The 14,644-nt window shown below is 47.8% G+C and carries 14 protein-coding genes; all 14 read left to right on the top strand.

Features of this window, described 5'->3' with window-relative positions; all coding sequences use genetic code 11:
• The first annotated feature begins 1 nt into the window (after position 1).
• The 14 genes from gucD (at position 2) to BRO54_RS07270 (ending at position 14,481) form a co-directional block, all read left to right on the top strand.
• On the top strand, positions 2-1,468 hold the full coding sequence (gucD, locus tag BRO54_RS07335) for an alpha-ketoglutaric semialdehyde dehydrogenase GucD (RefSeq protein WP_011231452.1): 1,467 nt from the start codon (positions 2-4) through the stop codon (positions 1,466-1,468).
• A gap of 106 nt (positions 1,469-1,574) precedes the next feature.
• Positions 1,575-2,399, top strand: a complete 825-nt coding sequence (larE, locus tag BRO54_RS07330) for an ATP-dependent sacrificial sulfur transferase LarE (RefSeq protein WP_011231451.1) — start codon at positions 1,575-1,577, stop codon at positions 2,397-2,399.
• Positions 2,396-3,205, top strand: a complete 810-nt coding sequence (gene larB, locus BRO54_RS07325; protein WP_011231450.1) for a nickel pincer cofactor biosynthesis protein LarB — start codon at positions 2,396-2,398, stop codon at positions 3,203-3,205. Before larE ends, larB begins: the two co-directional genes overlap by 4 nt.
• Entirely contained in the window at positions 3,202-4,437 is a 1,236-nt protein-coding gene (gene larC, locus BRO54_RS07320; protein WP_011231449.1) for a nickel pincer cofactor biosynthesis protein LarC, read from the top strand. Before larB ends, larC begins: the two co-directional genes overlap by 4 nt.
• A gap of 3 nt (positions 4,438-4,440) precedes the next feature.
• Positions 4,441-5,061: an urease accessory protein gene (locus BRO54_RS07315; protein ID WP_011231448.1), complete on the top strand. Its 621-nt coding sequence runs from the start codon at positions 4,441-4,443 to the stop codon at positions 5,059-5,061.
• Complete coding sequence (locus tag BRO54_RS07310) at positions 5,058-5,990, top strand: dihydrodipicolinate synthase family protein (RefSeq protein ID WP_239691227.1); 933 nt, start codon at positions 5,058-5,060, stop codon at positions 5,988-5,990. The genes BRO54_RS07315 and BRO54_RS07310 overlap by 4 nt, the downstream gene beginning before the upstream one ends.
• Positions 5,991-6,039: 49 nt before the next feature.
• A complete protein-coding gene (locus tag BRO54_RS07305; protein ID WP_011231446.1) occupies positions 6,040-6,996 on the top strand; it encodes a U32 family peptidase in 957 nt (318 codons plus the stop codon).
• A gap of 19 nt (positions 6,997-7,015) precedes the next feature.
• Positions 7,016-7,336 (top strand): UxaA family hydrolase, encoded by a 321-nt coding sequence (locus BRO54_RS07300; protein ID WP_011231445.1) that lies wholly within the window; start codon positions 7,016-7,018, stop codon positions 7,334-7,336.
• Positions 7,308-8,474 (top strand): UxaA family hydrolase, encoded by a 1,167-nt coding sequence (locus BRO54_RS07295; protein ID WP_011231444.1) that lies wholly within the window; start codon positions 7,308-7,310, stop codon positions 8,472-8,474. Before BRO54_RS07300 ends, BRO54_RS07295 begins: the two co-directional genes overlap by 29 nt.
• Before the next feature lie 47 nt (positions 8,475-8,521).
• Complete coding sequence (locus BRO54_RS07290) at positions 8,522-9,481, top strand: sugar kinase (RefSeq protein WP_011231443.1); 960 nt, start codon at positions 8,522-8,524, stop codon at positions 9,479-9,481.
• A 16-nt stretch (positions 9,482-9,497) separates the two neighbouring features.
• The gene (locus BRO54_RS07285; RefSeq protein WP_011231442.1) at positions 9,498-10,154 is read left to right on the top strand and encodes a bifunctional 4-hydroxy-2-oxoglutarate aldolase/2-dehydro-3-deoxy-phosphogluconate aldolase; all 657 of its coding nucleotides are present in this window, start codon (positions 9,498-9,500) and stop codon (positions 10,152-10,154) included.
• A gap of 2 nt (positions 10,155-10,156) precedes the next feature.
• Positions 10,157-11,305, top strand: a complete 1,149-nt coding sequence (gene dgoD, locus BRO54_RS07280) for a galactonate dehydratase (RefSeq protein WP_074043571.1) — start codon at positions 10,157-10,159, stop codon at positions 11,303-11,305.
• Positions 11,306-11,519: 214 nt separating this feature from the next.
• Positions 11,520-12,524 (top strand): C-terminal binding protein, encoded by a 1,005-nt coding sequence (locus BRO54_RS07275; RefSeq protein ID WP_011231440.1) that lies wholly within the window; start codon positions 11,520-11,522, stop codon positions 12,522-12,524.
• Between the two features lie 241 nt (positions 12,525-12,765).
• Positions 12,766-14,481, top strand: coding sequence for a sigma 54-interacting transcriptional regulator (locus BRO54_RS07270; RefSeq protein WP_074043570.1), 1,716 nt, complete (start codon positions 12,766-12,768; stop codon positions 14,479-14,481).
• Positions 14,482-14,644: the final 163 nt, after the last annotated feature.

The raw sequence follows: 14,644 nt of genomic DNA, 5'->3' as shown, positions 1-14,644 counted from the left end.
GATGGCTGTGCAAACAGAAATCAAAACGTATTTAAACTACATTGATGGTAGTTGGGTCGGTTCGGTGAGCAAGAACGTCGAACCGAGCATCAATCCAGCAAATCGAAATGACATTGTCGGGTATGTTCCGCGCTCGACACTGGAAGATTTAAACGCGGCTGTAGCTGCGGCCAAACAGGCGCAGAAATCGTGGTGGAAGCGATCTGGGATCGAGAGAGGAGAGTACTTGTATAAAGCGGCGCTTCTTTTAGAGCAGCGCCTTGAGGACATTGCCGAAACGATGACAAGAGAAATGGGAAAAACTTTGGCCGAGGCAAAAGCGGAGACGATGAGGGGCGTTCATATATTGCGTTACTATGCGGGTGAAGGAGCGCGGAAAATTGGCGATGTCATCCCATCGAGCGACAGTGGAGGGCTCATGTTCACAACCCGCGTTCCGCTTGGTGTGGTTGGCGTCATTTCACCGTGGAATTTCCCTGTCGCGATTCCGATTTGGAAAATGGCGCCGGCGCTTGTGTACGGAAATACGGTCGTGCTCAAACCGGCAAGCGAAACAGCTGTGACAGCGGCGAAAGTGATTGAATGCTTCCATGAAGCGGGCTTCCCGAAAGGGGTCGTCAATATGGTGTGCGGTTCTGGATCCGTCATTGGTCAAGGGATCGCGAACCATCCAGATGTTGATGGCGTCACCTTTACCGGCTCCAACACGGTTGGAAAACAAGTCGGAAGAGCGGCATTTGAGCGCGGGGCCAAATACCAGCTCGAGATGGGGGGGAAAAACCCGGTTATTGTGGCCAAAGACGCCGATTTGGATCTCGCTGTTGAGGGGACGATCAGCGGTGGTTTGCGCTCAACGGGGCAAAAATGTACAGCCACAAGCCGCGTTTTTATTGAGCGGGAAGTGTACGAACCGTTTAAAGAAAAACTTCTTGAACGGGTGAAACAGCTGAAAATCGGGAATGGCATGGATGCTGAAACGTGGATGGGGCCATGCGCCAGTGAATCGCAGCTTAATACGGTTTTATCCTATATTGAAAAGGGAAAAGCTGAAGGCGCCAAATTGATTTATGGAGGCAATAGATGTACAGAAGGCGAACTGGCCAACGGTTTTTACGTCGAGCCGACGATTTTTGAAGAGGTCGACCTTCAAATGACGATTGCCCGCGAAGAAATCTTTGGCCCAGTATTGGTGTTGATTCCAGTCGACAGCATTGAGGAGGCGATTGAATTGGCCAACGATACAGAATATGGGCTGAGCGCCTCGATCTATACGAAAAACATTGGGAATATTCTTGACTTCATTAAGGATATTGAGGCGGGATTGGTCAAAGTCAACGCAGAAACAGCGGGGGTTGAGTACCAAGCACCGTTTGGCGGAATGAAGCAATCAAGCTCACATTCTCGGGAACAAGGACAGGCGGCCATTGAGTTTTTCACAACAATCAAAACTGTATTTGTGAAAGCCTAATTAAGCAATAGGTTTTACAGAATAGCACATAGGTGTCCCATTACTAGGGGACACCTTCTCACCAAATAGTTTTATGGACAATGACAACGGAAAGGGGGAGAGTGGGTTGGAGAAACATTTATTGCAGAAGAGAGAGCAGCTCATCCATATTCTTAAGGGAATGGGAAATGTATTAGTTGCTTTTTCCGGCGGGGTAGATAGCACGTTTTTATTGGCAATGGCAAAAGAGGTACTGGGCGATCAGGTGCTTGCCGTGACTGCTGTTTCGGAAACATTTCCAACTCGTGAAGTGCAACATGCAACTAAACTGGCGGAGCAAATAGGGGTTAAACATATAAAAATTCAAATTAATGAACTCAAGAATGAGGACTTTGTCAAAAATGATCTTTATCGCTGTTTCCACTGCAAAAACAATTTATACACCCATTTAGGAGAATTAGCTAGAAAATATAGTGAGACTTACACTGTTGTTGATGGCTCCAACATGGATGATCTAGGGGAATATCGTCCAGGGCTTCAGGCGGCTAGGCAGCTCGGGGTTCGGAGTCCTCTTCAAGAAGCGGAGCTATACAAGAAAGAGATTCGAATTTTATCGAAAGAAATGGGCCTGGAAACATGGGATAAACCGTCGTTCGCTTGTTTATCTTCTCGCATTCCTTATGGACAAAAAATTACAAAAGAGAAAATCGAGCAACTGGACCAGTCTGAAGAATTCCTTTTCAATCTCGGCTTCCGTCAGATTCGTGTTCGTCACCATGGAGAAATAGCGAGAATCGAAGTGTTGCCTGAAGAGATGGAAATGGTGATCAGGCATCGTCAAACGATTTATAACAAGTTGAAAGAGTTAGGTTTTTTATATGTGACCCTTGATCTTAGAGGATATAAATCTGGAAGTATGAATGAGATGTTAGAAAAGGGAATGGTGAAATGAGCGAGGTTATAAAAGAAATGCTGAACAAGTTAAAAGAAGGGAGTATTTCAGTAGAGGAAGCATATCGAACTCTCGCCTCCTATGATCATCTCGGATATGCCACATTAGATATTCAGCGGGAGCGAAGAAAAGGATTTCCGGAGATCATTTTTGGAGAAGGGAAATCAAGGGAGCATTTACTTGGTATTTTTGAACGATTAATGAGATTTCATAAAAAGGTGGTTGCTACACGCGTTGATCAAGAGAAAGCTTCTTACCTGACGGCCAACCTCAAGGAACGTTATCCAACGGAACATTTTGAGTATCGGAATGATTGCAATATTTTTTATTGGATTTCTCATGATTATGTCGAAATAAAAAAACCAGGTTATATAGCGGTTGTTAGCGCGGGGACATCAGATTTTTCTGTTGCTGAAGAGGCGGCGGTAACGGCTGAGTTATTAGGGTGCGAAGTAAAGCGAATATATGATGTAGGCGTTGCGGGTATTCACCGATTACTCGACAAAATCGAGATGATTGAACGTTCCCGTGTCGTCATTGTAGTTGCTGGGATGGAAGGAGCACTCGCGAGTGTGGTCGGTGGACTTGTTTCCAAACCGGTTATCGCTGTTCCTACAAGTGTTGGATATGGTGCAAACTTTCGAGGGCTCTCAGCTTTGCTTACTATGTTGAATTCATGTGCAAGCGGTGTTTCCGTCGTGAATATTGATAACGGGTTTGGTGCGGGGTATTATGCTGCTACCATTATGGCTGTGATCGAGCAGGCCATTGCTGAGGCCAAAGCGTTAGGGAGAGAAGAAAAATGAAGATTTTGTACTTGGACTGTTTTTCGGGAATCAGCGGTGATATGATGGTGGGTGCTCTTGTGGATGCGGGTGTGCCGTCGGAGAAAATCGAGGTAGAACTGAAAAAATTGTCCCTGTCCGGTTATAAATTGCAATGGGGGAAGGTAGTGAAAAAAGGAATTTCTGCTACGAAATTCGACGTCATTATACAAGAGAGCATCGAAGGAGGACATCATCATCAAAGCCATCATGCCCATAGACATTATTCAGATATTATCGATATGATTCGTCGTTCGGAACTAAGCGAGGAGGTTAAACAACGGGCCGGACAAATTTTTCATTGCATTGCTGTCGCAGAGGCAAAAATCCATGGCATTCCCGTTGAAAACGTTCATTTTCACGAGGTTGGAGCTGTTGATTCAATCGTCGACATTGTCGCTACAGCGATTGCACTCACGGAGCTTCATATCGATTATATTATTTCTGCCCCTATTCCGTTAGGACACGGATCTATTCGTTGTGCACATGGTGTATATCCTGTTCCAGCCCCGGCAACGTTAGAAATTCTTCAAGGCGTACCAGTCGTTTCTAACCATTTGCCGTTTGAATTGACGACTCCAACTGGGGCGGGGATTGTGAAAAGCCAGGTGAATTCATACGGGCCGCTTCCCTCGATGAAAATATCGGCAATTGGATATGGCGCCGGGACACGTGACTTGCCTGATCAGCCAAACGTGTTGCGGGTAGTAATTGGGGAGGAAACTCGTATTACATCGAGTGGTCCATCGTTATTCCATTCAAAAGAAGAGACGGTTTATATTCTTGAGTGTCAGCTGGACGATATGCCAGGAGAAGCGCTTGGATATGTGATGGATGGGCTCTTTCAAAAAGGAGCGCTTGATGTATTTTATACTCCTGTTTTTATGAAGAAAAACCGTCCCGGTGTTCTTTTGACGGTTTTGACTTCAGCAACTCATGTAGAGCAGTGCGAGCAATTTATGCTGAAAGAGACAACGACTCTTGGCATTCGAAAAGATATCTGGGTGCGAGAGGTTTTAGAAAGAGACGTTGTGACCGTTGCTACATCATACGGAAATATTCGCGTTAAACAGGCTATACACAAGGGAAAGGTGATCAGGCAGATGCCGGAGTATGAGGATGTGAAGGAAGCAGCGCTCACTCATCAAGTAGCCTTTTTAGACGTTTATGCAGAAGCTGCGGAACAGGCTAGAAGAAGGATAAAAGGAGAATGACGAATGGAGGCAGGGGTCGTTTCAACGTTAATAGCTGGTCTGTTGTTGGGGATAAAGCATTCTTTCGAGCCGGATCACGTGATAGCCGTTTCAACTATTGCAAGCAAAAGCAAAAGTTTGTTTCGCTCTTTATTAGCGGGTGTGTGTTGGGGATTGGGGCATAGTTTTGTTTTGTTTGTAGTCGGTCTGTTAGCTATTATTCTCAAATTTCAAATCCCCCCAGAAATCGAATCAGGTTTTGAAATCGTGGTTGGGATGATGCTTGTTTACTTAGGGGTAAACTCGTTGTTTGCCATGAGTAGGCGGAGCGGGCATCTTTCCTTAGATAATACGAACAACAAGGTCTACGTCAAATCGGTCGCGATTGGCGGAGTACATGGTCTAGCGGGAAGTGCAGCTTTAACAATTCTCGTTTTGTCAACTGTAGACGATTTTGCTGTCGCTGCTTTATACATTTTGGTTTTTGGCGCAGGGACAATTATTGGAATGTCTTCTTTTACTACTGCTTTAGTCATTCCCATTATATTGGGCAAGATGCGTCTTAATATAGGGAAGGTGATGGAGTTTACAACGGCAGTGATCAGCCTTTGTTTTGGAGGATATTATTTATATTGCCATATATGAAAGGGTGGGCAAGAATGGCTTACAACTTGAAAGGTATTATTCCTCCAGTTGTCACCTTATTTAATGAGAAAGGCGAGTTTGATTGGGAAGCAAATTATCTTCTCGCCGACTACTTGATCGAGCGAGGCGTTCATGGATTGCTCTATATGGGAAGCACGGGAGAGTTTTCCACGTTGACGACCGAAGAGAGGAAAAATTTTGCGGAGCGGATGATACGGTACATAGATGGGCGTGTTCCAGTTCTCATTGGCGCAGGGTCGACATCGCTAAAGGAGACAATTTCTTTGTCACAACATGCTGAATCGATCGGAGCGAGCGGTGTACTTGTCGTTAACCCGTTTTATTGGAAATATACGGAGCGCCAGCTATATGACTACTATATAAGCGTGGCTCAAAGCATTCGCATTCCTTTGTTGATTTACAATATTCCGTTGCTGACTGGGCAAGATTTGTCTCCGGATCTTGTGTTGAGGCTCGCGCTGGATCAGGAAAATATTGTTGGAATTAAAGATACAACAGAGAAACTAGGTCATATTCGTCAGTTAATCCGCATTAAGGAACAGAGAAAAGATTTCGCCGTGTTTGCCGCTTTTGATGATCTTCTTTTTCCATCGTTGCAAATGGGAGCGGCAGGTGCTATCAACGGTACGGCTGTGTTTTGTCCTGAGCTGTCCGTCAGGCTGTTTGAGAGCTTTCAATCCCAACAATACGAAGATGCGTTCAGAGCGAACGCGTCGATTTTGCGGCTTATGGAAATTTACGAGCTTTCTCAACCGCTGTTTCTTGCGATTAAAGAGGCCGTTCATCAGTTGATTTTAGGTCGGCAGACAGCACTGAGGCTGCCTTTAAAAGAGTGCGCGGATTTGAAAGAACGTGTCCATATGTTTCTGAATAAACATAATCTTCATATAAACAAAGTGAGAAAATAGAAAAGAGCGTTTTCAGAATGGCTACATAGAAAATGAAGGGGTGGTCAACATGTTTATGAAGGAAACAAGAGAGTTTCTTGAATCGCTAGGTTATCCAGGTGGTGACTGTTACGATCTTCCTACTTCCGCCAAACGCTTCCCCGATGGGGCACAATATCGGGTGGAGATTCCGAGCGTTGAAGGGCCGCGGGCGCTGGAGGCTGTCCTTGACGAGGCGGATCGTCTAGGAATTACCATCCATCGGGTGTCGCAAGGGAGTGGGATTATGCTGTTGACAGATGAGGAAATTAGCGATATGTGCGAGATGTGCGCGAGCCGTGGGATTGAGCTTAGCCTTTTTGTCGGCCCAAGAGGCACATGGGATATTAGCGCACTGCCATTGACGCCTTCCGGAAAAGCGGCGGGGTTAAGACATGAAGGGATGGATCAGCTAGTTTATGCTATTGAGGACCTGAAACGAGCAGCCCAGTTAGGAGTAAGAGGGGCTTTAGTGGCAGATGAAGGGTTGCTGCTTTTAACAAAAGAAATGAAACATCGAGGGATATTGCCGCAAAACTTTGTCATCAAGGTGTCGGTACAAATGATGGCCTCAAATCCGGTATCAATTAAGCTGATGGAGCAGTTGGGGGCTGACACATATAACGTTCCGACTGCCTTAACTTTGCCGAAGCTGGCAGCGATCCGCCAGACGGTTAACCTTCCTCTTGATGTGTACGTGGAAGTACCCGACGGATTCGGTGGATTCATTAGACATTATGAGATCCCTGAGATCATCCGTATTTTGGCGCCTGTTTATATTAAGTTCGGTTTGCGCAACCATCCAGACGTCTATCCATCCGGGAAACACTTGGAATCGGTGAACATTGAATTATGTCGGGAACGAGTGCGTCGGGCGGCGCTAGGAATGCGGATCGTTGAACAATATTATCCGGAAGCGGTTACGTCAAAATTAGGCGCTGAAGGGTTAGGCGTTCCAGTGACAGGCGTGCAAAATGCCAAGGTCTAAGTAGGAAAGGAGGGATACAATGTCGCCCTATCGTTTCGTAATCTTAAACCCAAAAGACAACGTCGCCACTGCCTTGGATTTTATTCCAGCTGGAAGCGTCGTAAAAATTACCTATCAAAACCGGGAACAGGACATCACCATAAAGCAACCTATTGAGTTTGGGCACAAGTTTGCCATTGTGCCAATCAAACAAGGAGAAGATGTTTTAAAGTATGGGGAAGTAATCGGGGTCGCTTCGAATGATATTGCCGAAGGAGAGCACGTTCACGTCCATAACGTGGAAGGAAAAAGGGGAAGGGGAGATCAAAAGCATGGAAAACGCTCAATTTTGGGGGTATAGACGTCCTGATGGACGGGTGGGAGTTCGAAACCATGTGCTCATTTTACCGACCATTGTGTGTGCTACTCAGGCGGCAAGACAAGTGACGGAGCTGGTCCATGGCACGGTCACTTTCATTCATCAGCACGGATGCGCCCAAGTAGGAGTGGATTATGAACAGACGTTCCGTACGTATGTCGGCATGGGAACAAATCCGAACGTATATGGCGTCGTGGTGATGGGGCTTGGCTGTGAAACCCATCAAGGAAGAAACGTGGCTCAAGAAATTGCAAAAAGCGGCAAGCCGGTTGAGCTTGTATCTATTCAAGATCATGGTGGAACACTCGGGGCGATTGCCGAAGCGGCGAGAATCGCCACGAAAATGGTGCAAGATGCTTCAACAGTCATGCGCGAGCCGTTTGATGTCAGCGAATTGATTGTTGGAACGGAGTGCGGTGGATCCGATGCATGCTCCGGTCTTTCCGCTAACCCGGCGGTTGGGTATGTCAGCGACATGATTGTCGATAGAGGGGGAACGGTCGTTTTAGCGGAAACGACTGAACTGATTGGAGCCGAACACCTTTTAGCCAGCCGTGCCGTTAATGATCGAGTGGCGAAAAGGGTCTATGAAGTCATTGAAGCCATGGAGAAACGGGCCATTATGATGGGAGTGGACATCCGCACTGGGAATCCAAGCCCTGGAAACCGAAAGGGGGGACTCACCACTCTCGAAGAAAAATCGCTTGGAGCAGCGGCCAAAGCTGGAACGAGACCTTTGCAAGAGCTGATCAATTACGCTGAGCGTCCGACAAAAAAAGGGCTCGTTTGGATGGACACTCCGGGGCATGATATTGAGCAGCTGACAGGAATGGTTGCTGGCGGGGCGCAGATCGTATTGTTTACGAGTGGCCGCGGCACGCCAACCGGATCGCCGATTGCACCGGTAATCAAAATCGCTACGAATACCCCAATGTTTGAGCGAATGAGGGAAAATATGGATGTCAATGCTGGCACAATTATCGAAGGAAAAGAGTCGCTTGAATCCGTAGGGAGGAGAATTTTCGATGAATTGCTCCTTACTGCCTCGGGAAAGCTGACCAAATCTGAGATCTTAAAACAGCACGACTTTGGTATTTGGAGAATTGGACCGACATTTTAAACCGATGTTTCGGTCGATGATGAAAGCAAACGCTTGGAGGGCTCATCATGAAAACGCTCGACGTCGTCACATTTGGAGAAACAATGGTCTTATTTACATCCGAAGCCATGACTCCGCTTGAGTACAGCAGTCATTTTTCGAAACAAATTGGGGGAGCTGAATCGAACGTCGCCATCGGGTTACAAAGACTCGGCCATTCCGTCGGCTGGTTTAGCAAGTTAGGAAATGACCCGTTTGGAAGGTATATCCATAAATTTGTGAGGGGCGAGGGAGTTGATACATCCCGCTGCATTTATACGGATGAAGCTCCAACAGGGATTTTCTTTAAAGAGAAACGTTCGCCTTCGAATATAAAAGTCTATTATTATCGCAGGAACTCGGCAGCTAGTTTGCTGTCTCCTGACGACTTGGATGAAGAGTATATCGCCAATGCAAAGTTTCTTCATATTACGGGAATTACCCCCGCCCTCAGCACGTCGTGCCGAGAGACGGTGTTCAAAGCTATAGAAATAGCGAAACGGCATCGTGTCAAAATTGTGTTTGACCCGAACATTCGACTGAAGCTATGGACGATTGAAAAGGCAAGACAGGTGCTTATGGAAATCGCGGCAGAGGCAGATATTATCTTGCCGGGTCTTGATGAAGGAGAATTGCTGTCCGGTCGAAATACCCCCGAGGATATTGCCCGTTTTTTTGGAGAGGAAAAACTGGTCATCATTAAGCTGGGAGAGCGTGGGGCGTATTATCAGTTTGGCAGCGAAGAAGGATATGTCAAAGGATTTGCTGTGCCGCAGATCGTGGATCCGGTGGGAGCGGGCGACGGCTTCGCTGCTGGGGTTATCAGTGGACTTTTGCAGAACGTGCCAATCTCTGAGGCGGTTAGGCGAGGGAATGCAGTCGGCGCGATCGTGGTGGGGACGAATGGAGATGTTGAAGGGTTGCCAACTAGAGAAGAACTCGATGAATTTTTGCAAGGTGCCGCGTACCAACGAGATGTAAAACGATAAAGGGGGAGAGACAAGTATGGATAAGCTTGAGCATTTAAACCGGCTGAAGCAATCTAAATTGGTCGCGGTAATTCGAAAACCGAAACGGTCGCAAATTTTTCAGATTGCTGAGGCTCTTATCGACGGGGGAGTCGAGGTGCTCGAAGTGACGGTGGATAGCCCTGGCAGTTTTGAGATGATCGCTGCACTGAAGGAAACGTTCGGAGACAAGGCGATCGTTGGCGCGGGGACTGTCCTCGATGCGGAGACAGCCAAACGGGCGATAGAAGCTGGTTCAGACTTCATTTTTTCGCCTATTTTCGATCAAGAAATGGTCTCTTTAACCAATCGATACGGGAAAATCTCTATTCCTGGCGTGATGACCCCGACGGAAATCGTTAAGGCGTATCAAATGGGAGCTGACCTGTTGAAAGTATTTCCAGCCGGTTCTTTAGGCCCGAAATATTTTAAGGAGCTAAGCGGTCCGCTGGGACATATTCCACTGATGCCGACAGGTGGTGTAACGTTGGATAATGCGGCGGAGTTTATCCGCAACGGTGTGGTCGCTGTAGGGGTAGGAAGCGCTTTATTAGATAAACGGGCTATTGAAGAAGAGAGATTTGATGTAATTAGGGAAACAGCGCAAAAATTTGTTGAAACGGTCAGAAACGCTTTATCAAGAGAGGGAGAATGAACATGAAAATAACGAAGTTCGAGACGTTTCTTGTCCCGCCGCGGTGGCTGTTTTTAAAAATCAGCACGGATGAAGGAATCTCGGGGTGGGGGGAGCCGATTGTCGAAGGAAGAGCCGGTACCGTACGAGCAGCGGTGGAGGAGCTCAGCGACTACTTGATCGGCAAAGATCCACTGGCAATTGAGGAGCATTGGACCGTTCTTTACAGGGGGGGATTTTACCGTGGAGGCCCCATTTTAATGAGCGCCATCTCGGGAATTGATCAAGCGCTTTGGGATATTAAAGGGAAATACTTCAACGCCCCGGTTCATCAATTGCTTGGCGGCCCGGTTCGCGATTCTATTCGGGTTTACAGTTGGATTGGTGGCGATCGTCCAAGCGACGTTGCCGAAGCGGCTAAAAAAGCGAAAGAAACGGGGTTTACGGCAGTAAAAATGAATGCAACAGAGGAGCTTCAATATATTGATTCGTTTAAAAAGATTGAGGAAGCGGTCGAAAGGGTGGCCGCGGTACGTCAAGTGACAGGTGACGAATTTGGGATTGGAATCGATTTCCATGGGCGTGTTCACAAGCCGATGGCGAAAATTTTAGCGAAAGAGCTTGAACCATATCACCCAATGTTTATTGAGGAACCAGTATTACCCGAACATAATGAAGCGTTAAAAGAAATTGCTAGACATTCCAATATTCCGATCGCAACCGGCGAACGAATGTTTTCACGCTGGGACTTCAAAACGGTTTTATCTGACGGGTACGTCGATATCATTCAGCCTGATCTTTCTCATGCCGGCGGTATTACCGAGGTAAGAAAAATTGCTGCAATGGCTGAGGCATACGATGTTGCTTTAGCTCCCCATTGTCCGTTGGGGCCGATTGCACTGGCAGCCTCTTTACAAGTGGATGCTGTGTCGTACAACGCTTTTATCCAAGAACAAAGCCTTGGCATTCATTATAATCAAGGGAATGATCTTCTTGACTATTTAGTGGATCCCTCTGTGTTTGAGTATCGAAACGGGTATGTCAAAATTCCACAAGGCCCCGGTTTAGGAATACAGATTAACGAAGAGTATGTGAGAGAAATGGCAAAGGTTGGACATAATTGGAAAAATCCCGTTTGGCGTCATGCTGACGGTTCCGTTGCTGAATGGTAGATATAAAAGCAGTTTTTTGGGATTTCGGCTCTTCACCCACAAAATATGCTTAACAAAAACAGACTCAAAGACTCGATGATAGAGAAAATCAAAATGGATTTTCTCCTTTTTGTTCCATCTTGTTTGGAGCAACATTGCAATCATGATTGTCTAAAAACCAAGCACGTCTTTCAGCGATAAATCCGAATTTTTCACGAAATGGAGGAAGAACGATATGGATAGATTTAAAGTTGTGGTGACAGACTACGAATTTCAAACGTTGGCACCTGAACAAGAAGTGCTTTCATCTCTCAATGTGGAGTTTGTCGCCACCCAGTGTCGTACAGAGGAGGAAGTCATTTCCGCGTGCAGGGACGCCGACGCCATTATCAACCAGTATGCTCCAATATCTGCAGAGGTAATCGCACAACTGGAAAAGTGCAAAATCATTTCCCGATATGGCGTCGGTGTCAATACAGTTGATGTAGACGCTGCCACCGAAAAGGGTATTATTGTAGCCAATGTAACGGACTATTCGATCGATGAGGTCTCGGATCACGCGCTGGCGCTGTTGCTTTCGCTAGCTCGCAAAATCGTCAAATTGAATCACGAAGTAAAGAGTGGTACATGGAATTTTAATGTCGGCAAGCCGATTTACCGGCTGCGGGGGAGAACGCTCGGTCTTGTGGGATTGGGAAGAATTCCGCAAGCGTTGGCGAAAAAGGCCCAAGCTTTTGGACTGCGCGTTATTGCCTATGACCCGTACGTCCCCGCTAAAGTGGCTGACGAGCTCAATGTTCAACTGCTTGGACTGAACGATGTGTTCCGACAATCGGACTACATTTCCGTTCATGCCCCGTTGACTAAAGAAACAAAAGGAATGATCAGCGACGAACAATTTAACTTGGCGAAAAAGGAATTGATCATCGTCAACACGGCTCGTGGCCCGGTCATTGATGAATCCGCTTTAATTCGCGCTTTACAAGAGGGAAAAATCAGCGGCGCTGGGCTCGATGTGACGGAATGTGAGCCGATCCAACCGGACAACCCTCTCCTGAAAATGGAAAACGTGGTCATTACTCCTCATGTAGCCTGGTATTCTGAGGAATCGGAAAAAGAATTAAAACGGAAAACCGCTCAAAACGTTGCCGATGTATTGTCGGGATATTATCCGACCTATCTTGTCAACCATAACGTCAAGGAAAAGATGCGTTTGAAAGAGAAAGGGCTTTATGTATAAACAGTCTTGGGGAGTCCGCGTTTGAGACCATTTGGTGTATATGATAAAAAGATGTTGATAACACGGTACGATCAAGGTAGGCGAAGGCCTGCCTTTATTTTTGCGGGCGTCAACACGCACTGTACTTGGAATATACGTATGCTCCCATGGATGATTTTCAAGCAAAAGCAAACAGAAGGATTTTTCCATGCCAACGACGAACGATACGAAAAGGAAAAGATGGCGAAAAGGGGGGATGACGATGACGAGCAATGGCGACACCTCGCCGATGGTCAGCCGCTGCCAAACGTTGCAAGAAGCCATGCAGCTGATGGCGGCTCGTGGGCTTGAGTCGGTGAACGTGATCGATGAGCACGGCCGGACGGTGGGGCGGTGCACGTGGCGGATGATGCTGCGGGCGGCGGCGGATGGGCTCGATCGTTCCATGCCGATAGGGGAAGTATTGACGGCATTTTCCGACAAGTGGGAAACGAAACAGGAAGGCGTCTGCGCTGCAATGCCAATGTCCGAAAGCGATTCCAAAGCAACGAATGAGCTCGAGCGACTGCGGCGTGAGTTGGAGGAAACGCACCGTCTGGCTGAGACGATGAAAACGGTGTTGGATGCGGCGTACGAAGGGGTGGTTGTCGTCGATGAGGACGGCGTGGTTCGTGAAATCAACCGGGCGTATTGCCAGTTTCTCGGCATTCGCCGGGAAGAAGCGATCGGAAAACATGTGACGGAAGTGATCGAAAACACCCGTCTGCACATTTGTGTTCAATCGGGCATTCCAGAAAGAGGATATATTCAAAAAATTTACGGCCAGCCGATGGTTGTGCACCGTATTCCGATTTGGCGGGACGGCAAGGTGATCGGGGCGATCGGGATGCTTATTTTCCAAGGGGTATCGGAAGTATATGAAATTTTCCGGCGCCTGCAGGAGCTGTCGCGTGAGGCAAGCCGGAAGGAGAAGCAAGAGACGGAAGCGAAACCACAGGAGACGGCCGCCTCCGCCCCGAAAGGAATCGAGCGGATCATTGGCCGCCACCCGGCGATCGCTGCTGTGAAGCAGATGATTCGTCGGGCGGCGCGCGTGCCGTCGACGGTGCTCATTACCGGTGAAAGCGGAACGGGGAAAGAGGTGGTGGCGCGGGCGATCCATGAAGCGGGGCCGCATGCGGACGGACCGTTTGTCAGCGTGAATTGCGCCGCCATCCCTGAGTCGTTGTTGGAAGCGGAACTGTTCGGCTATGAAGATGGGGCGTTCACCGGTGCGAAAAAAGGGGGCAAGCCCGGCAAGTTTCAACTCGCCCATGGAGGGACGCTGTTTTTGGATGAAATCGGCGATATGCCGCTTGCCATGCAGGCGAAAATTTTGCGCGTCTTGGAAGAAAAGAAAGTGGAAAAAGTCGGCGGATTGTCGGGGACAGAGGTGGACGTGCGCATTATTGCCGCGACGAACAAGCCGCTCGAGGAGATGGTGCGGAATGGAACCTTTCGCGAAGATTTGTTTTATCGGTTGAATATCATTCGCATTCATCTTCCGCCGTTGCGCGAGCGGAAAACGGATATTCCCGCGCTGTTGGCTTACCATATGGAGCGGATGTGCCGGCAGTTTGGCGTCGCGTTGAAGTCGTTTACCAAAGAGGCCATGGAAGTGCTTGTCCACTATTCATGGCCGGGGAACGTCCGCGAGCTGGTCAACGTCGTCGAATGGCTGATCAGTATGGTCGAAGGGGAAAAAGTGGAACGCGAACACTTGCCGTCTTACTTGTCGACCGTTCAACCGGCAGCCTCGTCTTTGCCAAACGGTGGTGTGAAGATGGCTGATCGGTGGAAAGAAATGGTCTATCAATCGGAACGTGAGCGCATCGCTGCGGCGCTGGTGGCGGCGGGCGGCAACAAGGCGGAAGCGGCAAGGAGGCTCGGCATTCACCGCTCGACGTTATATGAGAAGCTGAAAAAATACGGATTGTAGGCAACGGCGGCAAAGCCGTTGTTTTTTGTTGCTCTGTTGGATAAGTGTCTGGTATTGTAGGGAAAATGTCTGCTTACTGTCGGTGAACGCGTTTTCGTTTCGAAACAGCCCCCTTATCATGGTGCCTTTTGTATGTTGGCACGGAATTTGCTTTATAAGGAAA

The sequence above is a fragment of the Geobacillus proteiniphilus genome, from assembly GCF_001908025.1.
GTDB classification, from domain to species: Bacteria; Bacillota; Bacilli; order Bacillales; family Anoxybacillaceae; genus Geobacillus; species Geobacillus proteiniphilus.
This window is presented reverse-complemented; position numbering and strand designations above follow the sequence as displayed.